At 70.7% G+C, this 19,829-nt stretch carries 18 protein-coding genes; 6 read left to right on the top strand and 12 right to left on the bottom strand.

From position 1 onward, the window contains the following. Window positions 1-80: 80 nt before the first annotated feature. On the bottom strand, window positions 81-722 hold the full coding sequence (locus AN215_RS05230; RefSeq protein ID WP_070009983.1) for a phosphoribosyltransferase: 642 nt from the start codon (window positions 720-722) through the stop codon (window positions 81-83). Window positions 723-921: 199 nt separating this feature from the next. Here AN215_RS05230 and AN215_RS05225 point away from each other — a divergent pair, with 199 nt between their 5' ends. Beyond that, window positions 922-1,713, top strand: a complete 792-nt coding sequence (locus AN215_RS05225; protein WP_070009984.1) for a DUF6227 family protein — start codon at window positions 922-924, stop codon at window positions 1,711-1,713. Window positions 1,714-1,918: 205 nt separating this feature from the next. Next, window positions 1,919-3,271: a transglycosylase family protein gene (locus tag AN215_RS05220; protein WP_070009985.1), complete on the top strand. Its 1,353-nt coding sequence runs from the start codon at window positions 1,919-1,921 to the stop codon at window positions 3,269-3,271. Between the two features lie 67 nt (window positions 3,272-3,338). On the opposite strand, the gene AN215_RS05215 is transcribed toward AN215_RS05220, so the two are convergent. From AN215_RS05215 to AN215_RS05205, 3 genes are all read right to left on the bottom strand, one after another. Beyond that, window positions 3,339-3,842, bottom strand: a complete 504-nt coding sequence (locus tag AN215_RS05215) for a hypothetical protein (protein WP_070009986.1) — start codon at window positions 3,840-3,842, stop codon at window positions 3,339-3,341. 59 nt (window positions 3,843-3,901) lie between these two features. After that, the gene (locus AN215_RS28405; protein ID WP_079122706.1) at window positions 3,902-4,315 is read right to left on the bottom strand and encodes a hypothetical protein; all 414 of its coding nucleotides are present in this window, start codon (window positions 4,313-4,315) and stop codon (window positions 3,902-3,904) included. Window positions 4,316-4,453: 138 nt separating this feature from the next. Next, window positions 4,454-4,654, bottom strand: a complete 201-nt coding sequence (locus tag AN215_RS05205; RefSeq protein ID WP_070009987.1) for a DUF2180 family protein — start codon at window positions 4,652-4,654, stop codon at window positions 4,454-4,456. 778 nt (window positions 4,655-5,432) lie between these two features. Between AN215_RS05205 and AN215_RS05200 the strand changes: the two genes are divergently transcribed. Beyond that, complete coding sequence (locus AN215_RS05200; protein WP_070010327.1) at window positions 5,433-6,254, top strand: SAM-dependent methyltransferase; 822 nt, start codon at window positions 5,433-5,435, stop codon at window positions 6,252-6,254. Continuing rightward, window positions 6,251-8,491 (top strand): putative bifunctional diguanylate cyclase/phosphodiesterase, encoded by a 2,241-nt coding sequence (locus AN215_RS05195; protein WP_070009988.1) that lies wholly within the window; start codon window positions 6,251-6,253, stop codon window positions 8,489-8,491. Before AN215_RS05200 ends, AN215_RS05195 begins: the two co-directional genes overlap by 4 nt. Before the next feature lie 46 nt (window positions 8,492-8,537). On the opposite strand, the gene AN215_RS05190 is transcribed toward AN215_RS05195, so the two are convergent. Next, on the bottom strand, window positions 8,538-9,497 hold the full coding sequence (locus tag AN215_RS05190; RefSeq protein WP_070009989.1) for an alpha/beta fold hydrolase: 960 nt from the start codon (window positions 9,495-9,497) through the stop codon (window positions 8,538-8,540). A 655-nt stretch (window positions 9,498-10,152) separates the two neighbouring features. Between AN215_RS05190 and AN215_RS05185 the strand changes: the two genes are divergently transcribed. Further along, the gene (locus AN215_RS05185; RefSeq protein WP_070010328.1) at window positions 10,153-11,355 is read left to right on the top strand and encodes an acyl-CoA dehydrogenase family protein; all 1,203 of its coding nucleotides are present in this window, start codon (window positions 10,153-10,155) and stop codon (window positions 11,353-11,355) included. A gap of 118 nt (window positions 11,356-11,473) precedes the next feature. On the opposite strand, the gene AN215_RS05180 is transcribed toward AN215_RS05185, so the two are convergent. The 5 genes from AN215_RS05180 to AN215_RS05165 form a co-directional block, all read right to left on the bottom strand. Beyond that, window positions 11,474-12,043 (bottom strand): GAF domain-containing protein, encoded by a 570-nt coding sequence (locus tag AN215_RS05180; RefSeq protein WP_070010329.1) that lies wholly within the window; start codon window positions 12,041-12,043, stop codon window positions 11,474-11,476. After that, on the bottom strand, window positions 12,033-12,638 hold the full coding sequence (locus AN215_RS05175; RefSeq protein ID WP_070009990.1) for a GTP-binding protein: 606 nt from the start codon (window positions 12,636-12,638) through the stop codon (window positions 12,033-12,035). The genes AN215_RS05180 and AN215_RS05175 overlap by 11 nt, the downstream gene beginning before the upstream one ends. Continuing rightward, the gene (locus AN215_RS28400; RefSeq protein ID WP_070009991.1) at window positions 12,616-12,999 is read right to left on the bottom strand and encodes a DUF742 domain-containing protein; all 384 of its coding nucleotides are present in this window, start codon (window positions 12,997-12,999) and stop codon (window positions 12,616-12,618) included. Before AN215_RS28400 ends, AN215_RS05175 begins: the two co-directional genes overlap by 23 nt. A gap of 9 nt (window positions 13,000-13,008) precedes the next feature. Next, complete coding sequence (locus tag AN215_RS05170; protein WP_070009992.1) at window positions 13,009-13,425, bottom strand: roadblock/LC7 domain-containing protein; 417 nt, start codon at window positions 13,423-13,425, stop codon at window positions 13,009-13,011. Window positions 13,426-13,635: 210 nt separating this feature from the next. Then, window positions 13,636-15,486, bottom strand: coding sequence for a sensor histidine kinase (locus AN215_RS05165; protein WP_245694243.1), 1,851 nt, complete (start codon window positions 15,484-15,486; stop codon window positions 13,636-13,638). Window positions 15,487-16,498: 1,012 nt separating this feature from the next. On the opposite strand from AN215_RS05165, the gene AN215_RS05160 reads away from it, so the two are divergent. Next, window positions 16,499-17,290, top strand: a complete 792-nt coding sequence (locus AN215_RS05160) for a tyrosine-protein phosphatase (RefSeq protein WP_070009994.1) — start codon at window positions 16,499-16,501, stop codon at window positions 17,288-17,290. 55 nt (window positions 17,291-17,345) lie between these two features. On the opposite strand, the gene AN215_RS05155 is transcribed toward AN215_RS05160, so the two are convergent. Then, window positions 17,346-18,728: an aspartate aminotransferase family protein gene (locus tag AN215_RS05155; RefSeq protein WP_070009995.1), complete on the bottom strand. Its 1,383-nt coding sequence runs from the start codon at window positions 18,726-18,728 to the stop codon at window positions 17,346-17,348. 83 nt (window positions 18,729-18,811) lie between these two features. Continuing rightward, window positions 18,812-19,825 (bottom strand): adenosyl-hopene transferase HpnH, encoded by a 1,014-nt coding sequence (gene hpnH, locus AN215_RS05150; RefSeq protein ID WP_070009996.1) that lies wholly within the window; start codon window positions 19,823-19,825, stop codon window positions 18,812-18,814. Window positions 19,826-19,829: the final 4 nt, after the last annotated feature.

Here is a 19,829-nt window from a genome sequence, read left to right as displayed (position 1 = left end):
GGCCTGCCGGAACGGGCCGGGCCGCAGCAGGGCCCGGCCCCGGGCGGGGCGTCCGGGGCCGGGCTGGGGGTTCTGCCCCGTCACTTCGTGACGTGCAGGATGCCCAGCACCTCCTCGTCGCTCAGCTGCGGGAAGTCCTCGTACCAGAAGCCGACCGCGCCGAACGCAGGCGGCACGTACGCGCAGACGATCTCGTCGGCGTCCCCCGACAGCTGCTCCAGCGCCTCCCGCGAGCACACGGGAGCGGCGAGAACGGTGCGCAGCGGGCCCGCCTCCCGTACGGCGCGAAGCGCGGCACGCGCGGTCGAACCGGTGGCGACTCCGTCGTCGACGACGACAGCGGACCGGCCCGAGAGGTCGAGCGGCCCACGGCCGCGCCGGTAGACCTCTTCGCGCCGCTTCAGCTCCGTGTGCTCGTGCTCGGCCGTCGCTGCCAGGTCACGCTCGCTCAGCCCCAACTGCCGCAGCAGCCCGGGGTCGTAGACGGGCGGAGCGTCGCCCGCCACCGCTCCGACCCCCAGCTCGGGCTGGAAGGGGGCGCCGATCTTGCGGGCGACGACGACGTCCAGGGGTGCGCCCAGTACACGGGCGATCTCGTCGGCGACGGGCACACCTCCGCGCGGCAGCGCCAGCACGACGGGATCGGGCAGTCGTCCGTGCTGCTGTGCGGTCAGCTTCTCGGCGAGGGCCTTGCCGGCCTCCCGGCGGTCACGGAATTGCATGGCGGCGGCCTCCCTCCACCCCGAGGAGCTCTGCGGCACGCGGTACCCGTCTTCGAACGAATCACACAGGACCGCGGCGCATAAGTTCCGCTTCCGGCACGGGAATTCCATCGAATCCGCTCCCGCGAGCGTGCCCTCAGGACTACGGTGTGTGCCTGCGGGGGTCGTCATTTGGTATATGCCGGGGAGGGGCTCCGCCATGGGCATGGAAGCAGTGCCGACGCCTGCTGTGCATGTGCGTGAACTGCTGGCGCGGGCCCGGAATCCGTTCGACGTCTCCGACGCCGTGCTCGCCCGTCTCGCGGACGCCGTCGTGTGCCACGTCGAGCTGCACGGCTGGCGGCAGCGCAAGGCACCGGCTCCGAGCCTGCGGTGCAGCAGTCACCGTCACGTCTTCCTGCTGCCGGACGGCGAACTCGTATCCCTGTGGGAGCTGAGCTACGACAGCGGCACCGGCGCCGCCGACGGCGCCGCGGGCGGCGAGGTCCTGCACGAGGTGTACGAGAGCGAGGAGGCGCTCGTACGCTCCGAGTGCCGTGTGCAGCAGGCGCACCGTGCCGCGGCGCGCGGCCCGCGGGGCAGGCGGCGGGGCGGGCGCGAAGTCCCCTTCGAGCTCCTGCTGACGGCGGACCATCCCTTCGGCCGCCGCACCTACAGCGAGACCGACTCCCCGGATCACGCGCGCCGGCTGCTGCGGCGGGCCGAGAACGCCGACCGCCCCGGCGAGGACGTGGCACGCCTGCTGGAGACGGCACGGGGCCACGAGATCCTGCCCGTACCGAGGCCGCAGGTGGTGGCCCACGAGTGGCAGGTGTGGTGCACGGTGTACGAGCACGCGTTCCTGCTGGCCGACGGGTCCGAGATCAGCCTGTACGAGGTCGAGCACGACCTGTCCGGCACGGGCGCCCTGGTCTGCGAGGTCTATCTGGAAGAGGGCTACGCCGACCGCGCCGTGAACCGTCTGGTGCGCGACCGCGGCTTCGGTTCCTGACCTGTCCCGACCGCTTTCCTGACCGGCTTTCCTGACCGTCCGTGCGCCGCGCATGTACGGCCCGGTGCGGCCGGATGCCTCTGTGCGACTTCTTGTGACCCCTTGTGACCTTCTGGGCGCCGAACGTATCGTGGGCGCGCTCCGTAACATCACTGACGCTCCGTAACTCCCTTGACGGGGTGCCCACTTGACCGGAGGTCCCGCCATGGCCCGCGGACGTCACCGCCGCAACCGCACCGGCACGCTCTCCCGTACGTCGCTCAAGGTCACCGCGGGCGGTGCGGGCGTCGCGTTACCTCTCGTCGGGGCGCAGTTCGTACAAGCCGCCCCGGCGGACACCTGGCAGAAGGTCGCCGCGTGCGAGAGCAGCGGCAACTGGCAGATCAACACGGGCAACGGCTACTTCGGCGGCCTTCAGTTCTCGCAGAGCACCTGGGAGGCATACGGCGGCACGGCCTACGCCGCCCGCGCCGACCTCGCCACGAAGGGCCAGCAGATCGCCGTCGCGGAGAAGGTGCTGGCGGGTCAGGGCCCCAAGGCGTGGCCGAACTGCGGCCCGCGCAGCGGGCTTTCGCGCGCGGGTGCCCAGCCGGGCGCGGCACGTGCGGCGGCGGGCACAGAGCAGCGCACGGAGAAGAAGGAGGCGGAGAAGGAGACCGCGGAAGGCGAGCTGCCCACGACGCAGGCGGAGCGGGCCGAGCGAGCGGAGAGAGCCGAGCGGGCAAGAGCGGAACGCTCGAAGAAGGCGACGACCTACGAGGTCGTGAGCGGCGACAGCCTCTCCTCCATCGCCGGCGAGCACGGCGTGAAGGGCGGCTGGCCGGGTCTGTACGAGCGCAACCGGAAGACCGTCGGCGGCAACCCGGACCTCATCCTTCCTGGGCAGCGGCTGGAGCTGGAGGGCAAGCAGCGGTCGGGCGAACCAGGGGCCGGGGCCGGGTCGGGAGCACAGTCCGGAGCGAAGGCAGGGGCCAAGTCCGGAGCCAAGGCAGAGTCCAAGTCCGGTGCGGAGTCCGGCGACAAGGCAGAGGCACGGAAGAAGGCCGGAGCGGAGCACCACGCGGACCGCAGGACCGAACGCAAGCCTGAGAGCAGGAGCGGACACAAGAAGGAGCAGAAGGCCGCGGCGCCGGCCCGGAAGCCCGCCTCCACCGCCGCGTCCGCCCCGGTCAGCGGCGTCAGCCCCGGCACCGCGTACCGCGCCGCCGGGAGCAGCTGGTCGTCCGGCCACCACACGGGCGTGGACTTCCCCGTCCCCACGGGGACCACCGTGAAGGCCGTGTCCGCCGCCAAGGTCGTCTCCGCGGGCTGGGCCGACGCGTACGGCTACGAGGTCGTGCTGCGCCACCGCGACGGCCGGTACAGCCAGTACGGACACCTGTCGGCGATCTCCGTACGCGCCGGCCAGAGCGTCACACCCGGCCAGCGCCTGGGCCGCTCCGGCTCCACGGGCAACGCCACGGGCCCGCATCTGCACTTCGAGATCCGTACGGGACCCGGCTACGGCACGGACATCGACCCGCTCGGCTACCTCCGGGGGCGCGGCGTACGCCTGTGACGGAGACCGGGCACCGCTGCGACCGCCGGACTCACCGGTCCTCGCCGCGTCACCGGTCCTCGCCGCGTCACTGGTCCTCGTCGGTGTCCAGGTCGACCTGCTGCGGTCCGGCCGGACGGGCGGGACGCCGGTCTGCGCCCTCCGCGGCCTCCTCGATGTTCTCCAGCTCCAGGCCGAGTTCGCGCTCGTCGTCCTCGGCGACGTACATGGCTGCCTCCTCCCCCGACAGCCCGTGCGCCGGTGAGGCCGTGGAGAAGGTGTCCTGGTTGGCGGCCCGCCAGGCCAGCGGATCGTCGCTCAGCTGCCCGGCCGGCTCGTCGGCGGGCTCCTCCGTGGCCTCGTCGCCGATGTCGGGCTCCTCCTCGGCGAGGTGATCGTCCAGGGACTCGCCTTCGACCTGTTCGGAGAAGGTGGTGCCGTAGCTCTCGACGGCCACGGGCTCGTCCCCCGGCACGGACGCCCGCTGGGGGTCGCCCGCCAGCTCCGACTCCGGCAGACCGTCGTCCTGGAAGTCGGGGATTCCCTCGTCCTCCGGCGCCGCCCCCGGGTCGTGGCCTTCGTCCTCAGTCATGCCACCCGGCGGTACCCGTGTGGGCCTGCGGAAAACGTCCGTGCGGCGCATGCGGCGCCTCACAGGTAGGGCGACGGGCGCCGCCTGCGCCGGCGCCGCAGCAGGATGACCAGATCGGTCAGCGCGAACAGCGACAGGCCCGCGCAGATCGCGGTGAGGCTGCGCAGTGACTCCGTATCCGGCACGTCACCGGGGCCCGTCTGTGTCAGCCAGAATCCGAGCAGCGCGGTTCCGGCCAGGAACAGGGGCGTGAAGATCACCGCGAGTATCAGCCGCACGCCCATGGCGCTACGGGCGGTGATCGGTTCGGTGCCCGTACGTGGCCAGTAGCGTTCGAAGGGCTGCGGCGGCTCGGGTCGCTGCGGCTTCTGGCGCCGCGCTTCAGCGCGCTCCTGCTCGGGGGGCGGCGGTGCCTCGGCCCGCTGTCCGGAACGCGACGTGCCCGCCTGCTGCCCGGGACGGCGAAGCGTCATCTCTCTCGCCTCTTCCCGTTGTCGGGTCTGCCACTTCCAGTGTGCGCCGGTCGGGACCGCGGACGGGACTCCCGGCGGGTGCGCGGGGACGCCGGCCGCGACGTGCGAGCGGGGCGCGGGCTCCTTGCCGCACTCCGCTCAGATCTCGGCCTCGTGGCAGACGCCGCAGGTGAGCCGCCGTGCGTCGGGTGTGTGAGTGGACAGGCCCGTGCCTGCGGCCTCGTGGACGGTCTGCGGCGCCACGTGCACATGGTCCAGGCACAGACCCGCTCCGCACCGGCTGCAGGCCGCCACCGCGACGCTGGTCCTCTGCCGCGTCAGACAGTCGTAGCAGTTCATGATCGGCCTCCCTCTCACCGCCCGTGACGGCCCCGGCGGGATCGCCGCCACTCGGCGCCCGGGTTCCACCGGCGGGACCACGGAAACGGCTCCGTACGGGGGGCCGCTCCGGTGAGCCGCCGGTCACCCCGCCTGCGGCTGCCGCCCGCACGGCTCCGGGACGCCCGGCCTTGAACGGGACGGGAGGGGCCGGACCCGGCTGCGTGACGGCGACCGGGCATCCCCCGGACCGGCCCTCCGGCGGCACGGACAAGCGGCGGGCCGGCGGTCGGTACGAGCACCGGAACCGCACGGGGCACCCGAGTCGTACGAGCACACGAGCGGTTCGTGGCACCGAACCGTACGAGCACACGAACAGACCCCGGAGCATGCCCGGTTGGCGCCGCCCCGGCCGGTCTTCGCACCCCTCGCGCGGGATCACACGGAACACGAGGATCACTCCGCACGTGCCGGCTCATGGGGAATTCGCACCGAAGGTCGCCCGTTCCGCAGCGCTCACCCGCCGAAGGGGGTTACGGTGCCATGCATCCGCGCGTCGCATCCCGCACCGCCGGACGAGCCGGGGCCAACGCAGGGGCAGGGGCGTCCAGTTCGTCCTGTTCTCGGGGTCCTCATCCGGCCGGGGGTGACTTGCCAGGGTGCTATGCCCCGGAAACTCCCGCACCAGCGGACAAGATCCAGCCGTAGAGTTACCGATTCCTTCCAACTGCCCCGCACCTGTCAGTAGCCTCATGACCCAACGGCAACCGCCGTGGAGCTGAACGAGCTGGAGACCCAGATGGAACGTCCTGCCTGGGCCCCGCAGGGCATAGACCTGACGGTGCCGAGTGTGTCCCGGATGTACGACTACTACCTGGGCGGCTCGCACAACTTCGAGGTGGACCGCGAAGCCGGAAAACGGGCCATCGAAGCCTGGCCGGGGTTGCCGAAAATCATCCAGGCGAATCGTGCCTTCATGCGCCGCGCCATCCGCTACGCGACGGGCGAAGGCGTCACCCAGTTCCTCGACATCGGCTCGGGCATCCCCACCTTCGGCAACGTCCACGAAGTCGCCCAGTCCGCCGACTCCTCGGCCCGCGTGGTCTACGTCGACAACGACCCCGTGGCCGTCGCGCACAGCCGCGCCGTACTCGAGGGCAACGAGGGCGCGGACGTCGTCTCGGCCGACTTCCGCTCCCCGCAGGACATCCTCCACAGCGCCGAGGTCGAACGGCTCCTGGACTTCCAGCGGCCCGTGGCCCTGCTGCTCGTGGCGCTGCTGCACTTCGTCGAGGACAAGGACGATCCCTGGAAGACCGTCAGAGAGATCAGTGACGAGCTCGCACCGGGCAGTCTCCTTGTGGTGTCGCACAGTTCGGCCGACGAGGGTCCCATGCGCAACGTCGGCGCCGGCGTCCGCGACGTCTACAGACAGACGAGTTCGCCGTTGATCACCCGCAGCCGCTCGGAGATCAAGCAGTTCTTCGAGGGCTTCGACATCGTCGAACCTGGAGTGGTTCCGCTGCCCCGCTGGCGCCCCGAGGACATGCCCGAGACGGAAGATCCCCTCCTCCTCAGCGGCTACGCGGGAGTGGGCCGCAAGGCGGGAAGCGTCGGGTGAGTTCCGGGCCGCACGAGCCCGAAGGGCTCGAGAAGGACGGACTACGGCGCTTCGCGACCATCTGGAGCCGCGCCGTCTACCCGGCGACGCAGACTTCGATGACGCGGGCCGAACTGGAGGACTACCTCTACCCGTTGGCCGTGCGGCTCTGCGACGCGCTCCACGCCCACCCCTTCACGCCCGCCGTGGGCCGTGAGGTCGGGTCGGCTCTCGTGGACGCCCACTGCACCAGCCCGGACGCGCTGCCGCACCTGCTCGGTGTCATCGACTCCTACCTCGTGCTGTACGGGCGCGACCCGGAGAGCACCACGCTCGACGTCGACGAGGCCCGGGCCCGCTGCTCCCGCCTCCAGCACTCCATCGCGGCGGGCTTCACGCAGGCGCTGCGGGACCGCACCCTGAGCGAGCAGGAGTCCCTCTCCCGGGCGGCCCTCGCGGCGCAGACGGCCGTCGAGGAGGCCCTGCACGCCAGCGAGACCCGCTTCCGCGCCGTCTTCAACAGCGCCACCATCGGTATCTCCATCGCCGACATGGACGGACGCATCAGGGACGCCAACGAGGCACTCGCCAGGATGTTCGGCCGCTCCGCGGAGGAGATGCGCCGGCGGAACGTCAACGAGTGGGTGCACCCGGACGACGCTCCCCATGTGTGGCGCATGCACCGCCAGTTGGTGCGCGGCGAACGCGATCACTTCCGCGTGGAGAAGCCGTACCACCGCCCGGACGGCACGGTGCTGTGGACCAACCTCACCGTCTCGCTCCTCCGCGACGCCGACGGCGAACCCCGCTACCAGCTCGCGCTGCTGGAGGACATCACCGAACGCCGTCTGCTGCACCTGCGCCTGCGCTACGAGGCGACGCACGACGAGCTGACGGGGCTGCCCAACCGCACCCTGTTCGCGGAGCGCCTCGACCGGCTGCTGTCGGCCAGCGGCGACGTGAAGCGGTTCGGGCTGTGCTATCTCGACATCGACGGCTTCAAGGCGGTCAACGACAGCCTGGGGCACGCCGTCGGCGACCAGTTGCTCATCTCCGTGGCCGAACGTCTCCAGTCCTGCACCGCCGGCTCCGGTCACCTCGTGGCCCGTATCGGCGGCGACGAGTTCGCGGCCCTGGTCACCGACCCGTCAGGCCCGGAGGACGTCACGGACCTCGCCCGCCAGGTGCTGGCGGCCCTGGCGACGCCCATCGGCATCGACGGGCGTGAGCTGTCCGTACGGGCGAGCATCGGCATCGTCGAGGGCCCGAGCGGCGAACTGCGTCCCGAAGAGGTCATGCGCAGCGCCGACATCACCATGTACCGGGCCAAGGACGCCGGCGGCAACCGCTACGAGCTGGCCGACCCGGACTCGGACGCGCGTGCCATAGACCGGCACAGCCTGACCAACCGGCTCCCGGCGGCACTTGAGCGGGACGAGTTCTTCCTGGAGTACCAGCCGCTGATCCGCATGAGCGACGGTCACGTGGACGGCGCCGAGGCCCTGGTTCGCTGGAAGCACCCCGTGCACGGCCTGCTGGGCCCGGACCGCTTCATCCCGCTGGCCGAACACACCGGTCTCATCGTCCCGTTGGGGCGCTGGGTGATGGAGCAGGCGGTACGGCAGGCGTGCGCCTGGCACGAGGAGCGCAGCGCCGCCTCGAAGAACGGCGGAGGCAAGGGGAAGAGCAAGGGAAAGGGCAAGGGAAAGAGCGCGGGCAGCGGCGCCTCGGACGACGGCTGCAGGCCGCTGCGGGTGAACGTGAACCTCTCCCCGCGCCAGCTCCACCACCCCGACCTGGTGCCGGACACGGTTGCCGTGCTGGAGGCGGCGGGCATGGCCCCCTCCTCGCTCTGCCTGGAGGTGACGGAGAGCGCGCTGATCGGCGCCGACGAGGACGAGCTGAAGCCGCTGCGCCAACTCGCGGAGCTGGGCGTCGAGATCGCGCTGGACGACTTCGGCACCGGCTACTCCAACCTCGCCAATCTCCGCCGGCTGCCGGCCACCACGCTGAAGCTGGACCGCTCCTTCACCCAGGGGCTCCAGCAGCACCCGGCGGACCCGGCCGACGTCACCTTCGTCGAGGGAATCGTGACGCTCGCTCACGCGCTGGGGCTGGCCGTGACCGTGGAGGGCGTGGAGACGGAGCACCAGGCGTCGAAGCTGCGGGACCTGGGCTGCGACACCGCTCAGGGCTGGTACTACGCACGTCCCGGCCCGGCCTCCAGCTTCCAGCAGGGTTTCGCCGTCATTCCGTGACCTGGCCGGCCTGGCCTGCTGCCGCCGTGGCGGGCACGCTCACGCCTCACACGTGCGAGTTGAGCCATTGCAGCAGGTCGGTGTGGACCTCGTCGCGGTTGGTCTCGTTGAGGATCTCGTGCCGCGCGTCCGCGTACGCCCGCCAGTCCAGCTCGCGCATCCCCAAGTACCGGAAGTCCTCGAGCAGTTCGTAGACGAGTGTCATGCCCTGGTTGCACGGGTCCTGGTCGCCGACGGCGATGTGCACCGGCAGGTCGCGCGGGACACGTCCGAGCTGCTCCGGGTCGTTGATCTTGCGGCTGCCGGTGACCCAGTCCAGGGAGAGCCCGGCGCTGAAGGCGAAGCCGCACCGCTCGTCGCCGGCGTAGACGTCGACCTCGTCCTCGTCGCGGGAGAGCCATTCGAAGCCGGTGCGGTGGCTGTAGGGGTCGTTGAACGAGCTGAACAGATCGGGCACGAAGTCCGACACGGCCTCCCGTCCGCCCTTGTCGATCTCGCGCTCCAGCTGCCGGACGGCCGTCTCCGTCTCGCAGCCGGGAAGGGAGCGGAAGGTGCCGGAGAGAATCAGCCCGGCCACACCCTCGCCGTACTCCTGTGCGTAGTCGCGGGCGAGCTGTGAGCCCATGCTGTGCCCGAAGAAGACGAAGGGCGTGCCCTCGGGCAGCTCGGCCCGCACGCGGTCGCCGACGGTCTTGAGGTCGTCGACGGTCGCACGCCAGCCGCTGTCCCCGACCACGCCGTAGCCGCCCGTGTGCTCGGCGGTGGCGCCATGGCCGCGGTGGTCGGAGGCGACGACGGTGTAGCCGTAGCGGCCGAGGAAGCGGGCGAACCGGTCGTAGCGCTGGGCGTGTTCGGCGGCGCCGTGTGCGATCTGGACCAGGGCGCGCGGCATGCGGCCGGCACCCTCCGCGTCGTCGGGGTGCCATGTGTAGGTGGCGATCCGGGTGCCGTCGGCTGCCGTCGTGTGGTCCTGCCGTACGCCGCTCACGTGTCCGCCTCCTCGCATGGCCTGTTCGCTCCTCGCAGAGAGTCACCGTACTGTCCGCGCGCGTTCGGCGTGAAGGTCACCGCCCCGAGGTGAGAGCGGGTACAGCGAGTGCCGTCCGCGCTGTCTCGTCGACGACGTAAGAACTCTGGTCATCGCACAGTTCACGCCACCGCGCAGCCGAGGGAGCGGACTCTCCGGCCCGTGGGGCGCACGTCGGCCGCCCTGGGGTCGCACATGCGCCGCGCGCGCCGGTCGGGGCGGAGCCCGTGCCGGAGTCCCGAGCCTGCGCACAGCGCCATCAGCCAGCACAAACCGGCACACACGACGACGAGCGGCATCGCATCGCAACGAATCCGCTTTGGGTTCCTCCGGTGTCGACTTGCCGCCAATCGCCGGGAATTGCTGACCGCAAGCGGTAACGGTGCTATGCCAGTGGGTAGTGCTGGTGGGGTGTCCCCGCATGCGCCGGCTCGCCGTCGGCGTCATTCACCCCTCCGCACAGGCCAGTTGGGATTGCAAGAGGGAGGCTTTCGGCCAAATGGCCCGAGCGATCTTGAACTGGCGCTGCAACAGTGGAGGATAATGCGGTCGGCCTATGCCAGGGGCGGGTCAGCTGCCGATGCACGACCTCCGCCCGACCGGAAGCGGAGCCACCCGCGGAGAAGGGCTCGTCATGGAACGCTACTTCACGGACCATCGCCACGATGCCTTACGCAGGGCGGTCCGGGAGTTCGCGAAGAACGAGGTCACACCCCGAATAGCCGAGATGGAGGCCACCCGCTCGGCATCCGTCGGGCTGTCCCGTCTGATCGCCCGTCAGGGCTGGATCGGGGCCACCGTGCCACCCGGATACGGAGGCATGGGCGTCGGCCACCTCGGCAAGACCGTGGTGATCGAGGAACTGTCCAGGGTGAGCGGCGCGATGGGCGCCATGGTGCAGGCGTCACAGCTCGGCGTCGCAAAGATCATTCACTTCGGCAACGAAGAGCAAAAGAAAACGTGGCTACCGGCAATTGCCTCAGGCGACTGCCTGCCGACCATAGCCGTGACAGAACCCGAGTCGGGAGGCCATGTACTCGGAATGACCTCCTCCGCCGTGCGGGACGGCGACGACTACATCCTCAACGGCAGCAAGGTCTACGTCGGCAACTCCCACGTCGGGGATCTGCACGGCGTGGTGGCCCGCACCGGTCCGGGCTCCGAGGGCCTCACCGCCTTCCTCGTCGAACCGGACACCCCCGGCTTCTCCCTCGGCCGCCAGCGGCCCGCCATGGGCCTCCACGGCTTCAGCTTCGGCGAGCTGGCCTTCGACAACTGCCGGGTGCCCGCGGCCAACCGGCTGGGCGGCGAGGGCGACGGCCTCGCCGTGGCCTACTCCTCCAGCGTCCTGTACGGGCGCGCGAACCTCACGGCCGTCTCACTCGGCATCCATCAGGCGATCCTCGACGAGACCTCGGCGTTCTGCTCCGAACGGCAGCGCTACGGGGCTCCGCTCGGCGAGCTCGGCTCCATCAAGCTCAAGCTCGGCCAGATGCAGTCGCGGCTCATGACGGCACGCCTCGCCGCCTACCACGCGGTGCACCTGCTCGACCAAGGCGAGCCCTGCGACGCGGAGTTGATGAACGCGAAGCTGGTCAACGTGGAGTACGCGCTGGACTCCGCGCGCGACGCCATGGAGATCCACGCGGCATGCGGGCTCTTCACCGACCGCCCCGTGGAGCGCTATCTGCGCGACGCGCACCACATCTTCGCTCCGGCCGGCACCTCCGACGTACAGCGGCTGCGCCTGGGCGAGGTCGCCCTCGGTACGGCCAAGGGCGACTGGTCCGAGCGGTTGAGCGAACTCGTGCGGCTGGAGCCCGAACCCGCCGGCTGACCGGACGGAACGGACGCAGGCGGCGGGTTCCGGAGCCGGCACCGGAACCCACCGGCGGCGGGCCGTCCGCGCCGGGGCCGCCAGGTGCCGTGCCGGGGCCGCGAGGGCCCTGCCGCAGTCAGAGCCCCTGGTGCTCCCGGCGGTGGATCTGCTCCACCAGGTCCGCTGCCATCGACTTGATCGTCTCCAGCCCCTGCCGCCCCCACGGCCGGGGCTCCTGGTCGACCACGCACACGGTGCCGAGCGCCATGCCCGTACGGTCTATCAGCGGGGCCCCGAGGTAGGAGCGGATACCGATCTCGTCGACGACGGGGTTCCCGGCGAAGCGCGGATAGTCGCAGACGTCCTCCAGCACCAGGGCCTTGCGCCGCACGATGACGTGCGGGCAGTAGCCGTGGTCGCGCGCCATCACGCGGCCGACGGAGGCGCCGGCGTTCGACGAGGGGTCCAGCTCGACGGCCTGGTCGGCGCCGGGCGCGTACAGCCCCGCGAAGTACTGCTGGTCCTCCTCGATGAAATTGACCATGGCGTACGGAGCGCCGGTGACCCGCGCGAGATGACGGGCGAAGTCGTCGAACTCGGGAACGGGAGCCTCACCGAGACCCAACTCCCGCAGCCGCACGACCCTGTTGGGAGCCTCGGTGTCCTCGGGCGTCAGCAGCAGATGGCTGGTGGGGTCAAACGACATCGGTGCCATGGGAGCTCCTCGTGTTGATCAGATGCTGGACAAGGGAGACGAGAGCCTGCGTGCCGGAACTCGCCTGCCGGGCGTCGCACAGCACCACCGGCACATCGGGTTTGAGGTCGATCGCGGCGCGCACTTCGTCCGGCTCGTAGCGGTAGGAGTTGTCGAACTCGTTCACCGCGACGATGAAGGTGATCCCGCGCCGTTCGAAGAAGTCCACGGCGGCGAAGCAGTGTTCGAGACGCCGGGTGTCGGCGAGCACCACGGCACCCAGCGCGCCCTCGGACAGCTCGTTCCACATGAACCAGAAGCGCTCCTGGCCCGGCGTGCCGAAGAGATAGAGCATGTGCGAGGCGCTGAGGGTGATGCGTCCGAAGTCCATGGCCACGGTCGTGGTGGCCTTGTCCTCGACGCCCTCCAGGCTGTCGGTCGCGGCGCTGACCTGAGTCAGCAGCTCCTCGGTACTGAGCGGCTCGATCTCGCTCACGGCACCGACGAACGTCGTCTTGCCGACGCCGAAGCCGCCGGCGACGAGGATCTTCAGCGCGGTAGGGAACGGATCGGCACGGCTCAGGTCAGAGTCGTCTACGGAGCCCATCCAGCACCGCCTCCAGCAGGTCTCGATCGGTCGGGTCGTTTCCCAGCGGCACTCGTCCCGGGGCCCGCGAAGTGATTGCTCCGCAGTCCACCAGGTCGGACAGCAGCACCTTGGTGACCACTGCGGGCTGGGCTATCTGAGCGGCGATCTCCGCCACCGAGACGGGGCCGCCGCACAGCGTCAGCACATGGCTGTGGTCCGGTCCCAGGTAGTTGTTCGGTCGGTCGCCGGTGGCCATCACCATGGTCAGCAGGTCGAACTTGGCCGACGGTTTCGTGCGTCCGTTGCTGACGGTGTACGGGCGGATCAGCCGCCCGGCGTCGTCGTCGAGCCACGGGCCTTCTAACGGCTCCTGTCTCATCCGGCCGCCTCAGTGACCGGCCGGCTGTCGCGCTGGAGTGCCGAGATAGGGGCGGACGCTCTTCACCAGCATGGCCATCTCGTATCCGAGCACGGCGGCGTCGGCGTCGCGCCCCGCGAGCACGGCAAGGCAGGCGCCCTGACCCGCGGTCGAGACGAAGAGCAGCGAGGTGTCGAGTTCCACGACCACCTGGCGCACCTCACCCCCGTCGCCGAAGCGCACCCCTGCGCTGCGTGCCAGGGAGTACAGCCCGGAGGCGAGCGCCGCCATGTGGTCGGCGGTGTCGGTCTCCAGGCCGTGTGCGGCCTTCACGAGGCCGTCGGAGGACAGCAGGAGTGCGCTGCGCGTGTGGGGCACGCGCTGGACGAGTCCGGTCAGCAGCCAGGAGAGGTCTGTCGTGTGGCCGATGGGGGCTTCGCTCACCATGATCGCGTTCTTCTCCTTCAGGGCGGGAACCGCAGAGCGGGCAGGACCATGGCCCTGCCGGGCCCGGTCCGTCGGAATCTTGGGATCGGTCCCGCGGCGTGTGCTGCGTCGGGCCGCGGGCTCGGGGACGTCCGATCCGCCGTGCCGGCGGGCGGGTGGGGACGCCCATGCCGAAGGCCGGAGGATCGCGGAAAACGCACCGGCGAAGCCCTAGTTGGCGGGGTGGGGGGCGTCGGTGCCTGTGCCAGGGCCTGTACCTGTGCCAGGACCCGTGCCTTCGGTCGTTCCTTCGGAGCCCTCGGCGAGGCTGGTTCCGCGCCGGAACGCGGCGAGCAGGCCGGGGTCGTGGCCCTGCGACGCCTCGTCCCAGCCGGCCTCCCCGGATTCACCGCCGCGTGCGGCCGGTGCTTCGCGCAGCTCGGGCACGAGGTGCTCCTGGCGGCGCCGCCTGGGCAGCTCGGGCCGCTCGCCGTTCTGCGCGCCGGCCGCCGGTACGGAGCGCCGCGGGAGCGTCTGAGGATGCGGCTGCGGACCGGGCTGCTGCGCGCGGGGCGAGGACGGAGAGCCATGCGAATGAGACTGGGGCTCGGGCTGGGGCTGGGACTGCGCCGGCGGCCGGACATGGGAGTGCGGCTGCTGCTCGTACGAGGGAAGGCCGTGGTGCCCTGCCGCGTGGGACGTCGCCTCCGGCTCGGGCCGGGGCTGCGCGGGAATGGCGCCCGCCGTCTCCGCGGCCCCCGACGGCTGCTGCTCCTTGTGCGCGGTGATCTCCGTCCGTCCCTGCGGCAGCCGGGCGCCGACGACGGCCGGGTTCGCGCCGGCGGGCTCAGAGCCCGAGCCCACGGCCGCGCCGTTCGCACCTGCCGCGCCGTTCACCCCGTTCGCCGCCCTGCCGACGGCGGCACCCGAGCGTTCGGCCGCTCCCGGCTCCTCGCCGAGCACCTCACGCGGCAGCACCAGCACGGCCTGGATACCGCCGTAGATGTTGCTCTGCAGCTGTACGACGATGCCGTGCCGCTGCGCGAGCGCCGAGACCACGAACAGCCCGATCCGCCCGTCCTGCAGCAGCTCGCCGACATCGATCCGTTCCGGGTCGGAGAGCACCGCGTTCATGCGGTTCTGCTCGGAGGCGGGCATTCCCAGACCGCGGTCCTCGACCTCGATGGCCAGACCGGCCGTCACATGCTGTGCACGGAGCAGCACCTGGGTCTGGGGCGCGGAGAACACCGTGGCGTTCTCGACGAGTTCGGCGAGCAGGTGGATGACGTCCGCGACGGCGTGACCGCGAAGGGTCCCCTCGATCGGCGGTACGAGCTTGACCCGCGGATACTGCTCGACCTCGGCGATCGAGGAGCGCAGCACCTCGGTCATGGTGACCGGGCGGCTCCACTGGCGGCGGGAGACGGCACCGCCGAGCACGGCGAGGTTCTCCGCGTGCCGGCGGATGCGGGTGGCGAGGTGGTCGACGTGGAAGAGCCCCTTGAGCAGGTCCGGGTCCTCGACCTCGTTCTCCAGCTCGTCCAGGAGCTCGATCTCCCGGTGCACCAGGGACTGCAGACGCCGGGCGAGGTTGACGAAGACCTCGACCTTCTCCTCGCTGCCGGTCGCCGTGCTGCGTACGAGGGCCACGGCCTGCGTCACGGCCGACTCCGCGGCGTGCTGTGCGTGGGCGAGTTCGTGGTTGAGGAGCTCGAACGCGTCTGCCTGCGGGCCCGGTTCCGGCAGTGCCGGCCACGGGCGGGGACGCGGGCGCTCGCCCTGTTCGAGGCTGCCTAGCAGGGCACGGATCTCGGACTGCCCGCGGGAAACGGAGCGGCGCAGCACGGTCTGGCGGTCGAGGGTGCGGCGGGCCTGTGCGGTGGCGGAGTGAGCGGCGCCGAAGATGACGCCGCAGACGAGTAAGAGCGCGGCACCGAGGATGCTCCACAGCACGACTCCGCCGGTGCCCTGCGCGGGCGCCCCCGAGGCGTCCGCGCTGCCCTCGACGCTCATCACGTACGCGATCACCGCGGCGGCGGCCACGGCGATGACGCCCGCCGGCATCACGGCGAGGCGCACCATCCGGCGTCTGAGTGCGGCGTCGCCCGGACTCTGCCGGGCCGGCACGCGGCCGTGCCGTCGCCGGGAGCCGCCCGCCGCCGTCACCGCGGGCGCCGGCGATGCCGGTGCTCCCTGCGGGGCGGCGCCGCCTGCCCCGGGAGTGGCGACCGGAAGCGGGGCGCTGCCGGGGTGGGGCCCTGAGGAGTGTGCGGGACCGGATGTTCCCCTTCCTGTCTGCACCGCATGGCTCGGGGGTTCAGGCATCGGATTCCTCGGTTGACTTGAGGTCTGCTGGTGGGCTTCTTCGAAGCACGAGCACAGTGCGCGTCAGCTCTGGCAGCGCCACGGCCACGCTAGTGCTCACAATCGCTCATCGCGGACGCGGATGACATATTCGCCACCCTTCGCCAGCTCCTAACGAGTGAAGATCGCAAGCGTGGACGCTCGGGCACGCGGTGTGATCGTAACTCCCTTGCGCAGCCTCCCAGTTACTCTTCGCCACCCACTCGGCGGCAGCACGAGGGAGACCACCGGCGGCCGGCAACTCGCCCCGGCCGTCGCCGAGTTCGCGACATCGCCCACGCTGACCTGCGAATTCGCCACCGGAGAAAGCGAGTTGCCGCCGCCGGACCGCCGCAAGCGCCACGCGGCCGGGCCCGCCGTGAACCGTTTCACAAGCGGAATGCGTTCCCCTGCTCCCGGGGCGACCCGATTCGGTCGAACAGTACATATGGGAACGCGCAGCACCCGCGTCCTCCGGCTGACGCGGGCATATTCGCGGCTCGCCCGCCCCCTGCCCGCCACCCGCCCGGGCCGCGCCACCCCTGGCCCCATCCCGCCAACAACTCCGGATATGGGGCCGGAATTCGATCCCGACGGGGCACTCGGCACCGCAGGCCATAAAAGGGGCCAGTACGCACCGCGGCCGGCCGGACACCGTGAGCCATCCCTCTCCGTCGCCGGACGGGTCAGCCCCTTCCTATGTCGTATCGTCGGGTCGGGCATCGGCTGTCGCTACAGACGAGGAGCATCCGTGAGCCAGCAGTCCACCGAACCCACGTTGACCGGAGTCCGCAACTTCCGCGACGTCGGCGGAGTACCGACGGCGGACGGACGGCGGCTGCGGCACGGAGTGCTCTTCCGCAGCGGCCATCTCGCCCATGCGACGAAGGACGACGCGGACTTCCTGGGCCGCCTCGGACTGCATACGGTCTTCGACTTCCGCAACTCCGCCGATCAGGCCCTCGAAGGCCCGGACGTGGAGCTCCCGGGCGTACGCAACGTGAACATCCCGCTGTCCGACCCCGCGGACGGCGCCGAGTTCTGGAAGATGGTGCGCGACGGCGAGCTGGAGCAGCTGCGGAGCGTCCTCGCGGACGGCCAGGGCGCCGCCCGCATGATCGCCTCGTACCGCTCGATGATCAAGAACCGCACCGCCGAGCACAGCAGGATCCTGCACTCCCTCGCGGAGGACAGCGTGCCTGCCCTGATGCACTGCGCCGCGGGGAAGGACCGGGCCGGCCTGTCGATCGCGGTGACCCTGATGGCGCTCGGCGTGGAGCAGGACGCGATCGAGGCCGACTATCTGCAGTCCAACTCGCCCCATCGGCGCTACAAGATGCACCGCGGTTCGCAGGGCAGCATGTCCCCCGAGGTGGCCGAACTGCTCTCCCCGCTGTTCGACGCGCGCACCGCCTACCTCACCGCCGCCATGACCACCATCGACGAGACGTGGGGCGGCGTCGAGGCGTACCTCACGGAGGGGCTCGGCCTGGAGACGGCCACGCGCGAACGCCTGCGGGAGAGGCTCCTGGAGGACGGCTGACGGACGCGCGGGACGGCGGTGCCCGCGGAATGCGGGCGGACGCTCGCGGGTGTGCTCAGCGGTTCGCCGCCGCCTGCTTGATCAGATTGCGCCCGAACTCCCACATCAGGCCCCCGCCGTCGTGCGCCTCGTCCATGATCTCCTTGAACGCGCCCACGAAGCGCTCGACTTCCGGCTCCCCGATCACCAACGGCGGCGTGAGCTTGATGACTTCGAGCTCGTCGCCGGAGACTTGGGTGAGGATGCGGTGCCGCTGCATCAGCGGTACGACCACCATCTGCGCGAAGAGTCCCTTCCGCGCCGCCTGCAGCATCGTCCAGCGGCCGCGCAGGCCGAGGGATTTGGGCCTGCCGAACTCGATGCCCGTCATCAGTCCGCGCCCGCGCACCTCTTTGAGCATCTCGTAGTCCCCCACGAGGTCCGCGAGTCTGCTCCGCAGCATGTCCCCGGTGCGGCGGGCCCTGGAGGTGAGGTCCTCGTTCTCCAGTACGGCCAGTGTCGCCAGCCCGGCGGCCATCGCCTGCGCGTTGGAGCCGAAGCTCGCCGAGTGGACCTGCACCCGGTCCATCGACGAGAAGACCTTCTTGAAGATCCATTCCTTGCCGAGCGTGGCGCTCACCGGCACATAACCGCCGGACAGCGCCTTGGCCACGCACACGAGGTCCGGCTGCACATCCGCCTCGTGCTGGTAGGCGAAGAAGTCGCCGGTACGCCCGAGGCCCGTCTGCACCTCGTCCGCGATCAGCAACGCGCCGTGCCGGTGCAGCAGTTCGCGGGCCGCGCTCAGAAACCCGGGCGGCGTGGGGTGCACGCCCTTGCCCTGGATCGGCTCGACGATGAGCGCCGCCACGTCGCCGCTTCTCAACTCCCGCTCCAGAGCCGGCAGATCGCCCAGCGGCACGGCGGTGTCCGGCAGCAGCGGACCGAACCCGCGCCGGAAGGAGTCCTCCCCGTTGACCGACAGGGAGCCTGTCGTGAGCCCGTGGAAGGCGTGGTCGCAGTAGAGGACGCGCCGCCGTCCGGTGGCGCACCGGGCGAACTTCAGCGCCGTCTCGACGGCCTCCGTCCCGCTGTTGCCGAAGTAGACGCGCTCCATTCCCGGCGCGTGCGCGAGCAGCCGCTCGGCGAGCAGCCCCGGCAGCGGAGGGCAGTCGAAGCGGGTGAGGTCCGCCAGCTGCGCTTCGAGCACGTCGTGCAGGGCCTGCCGCACGACGGGGTGGTGGCGACCGACTCCCATCACGCCGAAGCCGGCGAGCATGTCCAGGTAGTCGTGTCCCTCGGCGTCGAAGAGATGGGCACCCTCGGCGCGTTCGTAGACCTTGTCGAAGCCGATGGTCCGCAGCATCCGCGGCTGCTGGTGGTTCAGGTGCCGTGCGTACAGCTCGTACCGTTCGGCTCCGCGTTCCGCCAGCAGCTCGTTGAGGTCGAAGTCGCTCATCCCCCGGCCCCCTTCTCGGTGTCGGATTCCTCGTCGTGGAGTGCGGTCCGCTGCCCGGCGGCGGCCGCAAGGGCAGGGCTCGGTCAGGCGCGTACGGTGTCCCGGGCCGCGCGGAGCGACTCCTTGAGCGAGCCCATCGTGGCCAGCACGGCGGTCGGTTCGTATCCGCAGTGCGCCATGCAGTTGGCGCAGCGGGGGTCGCGTCCGCGCCCGTAGGCTTCCCAGTCGGTCTCCTCGACGAGCTCCTTGTACGTGGTGACGTATCCGTCGCTCATCAGGTAGCAGGGCCGCTGCCACCCGAAGAGGGAGTAGTTGGGGATCGCCCAGGCCGTGCACGGGAAGTCGGCCTTGCCTTCGAGGAAGTCGAGGAAGAGCGGACTGTGATTGAGGCGCCAGCGACGCCGGTTGCCACCGGCGAAAGCCTTGCGGAACAGCTCACGGGTCTGCTCGACACCGAGGAAGTGCTCCTGGTCCGGGGCCTTTTCGTATGCGTAGGCGGGCGAGACCATCATCTCGTCCACCTGCAGCTCGTCGTTCAGGTAGTCGAGGACCTCGATGACGGTCTGAGGCGTGTCGGTGTTGAAGAACGTCGAGTTGGTGGTGACGCGGAACCCGCGCCGCTTGGCCTCCTTCATCGCTTCCACCGCCTCGTCGAAGACACCCTCCTTCGCCACCGACTCGTCGTGCCGCTCGCGCAGTCCGTCGATGTGCACCGCGAAGGCGAAGTACGGGGACGGCGTGAACTCCTTCAGCTTCTTGCGCAGCAGCATCGCGTTCGTGCACAGGAAGACGTACTTCTTCTTGGCCACGAGCTGGCGGACGATCTCCCCGATCTGCGGGTGCATCAACGGCTCGCCACCGGCGATGGAGACCATCGGCGCGCCCGACTCCGTGACCGCCCCGACCGCCTGAGCGACCGGCATCCGCTGCTTGAGGACACCCGCGGGGTGCTGGATCTTCCCGCACCCCTCGCACGCCAGGTTGCAGGCGTACAACGGCTCCAGCTCCACGATCAACGGGAACTTCTCGCGGCCTCGCAGCTTCTGCTGGAAGAGATAGGTGCCGATTCGGACGGTCTGACGCAGAGGCATGGCCATGACT

This window comes from Streptomyces abyssalis, from assembly GCF_001751365.1.
GTDB lineage: Bacteria > Actinomycetota > Actinomycetes > Streptomycetales > Streptomycetaceae > Streptomyces > Streptomyces abyssalis.
Note: the sequence above shows the minus strand (reverse complement) of the source record. Positions and strands in the feature narration are given on the sequence as shown.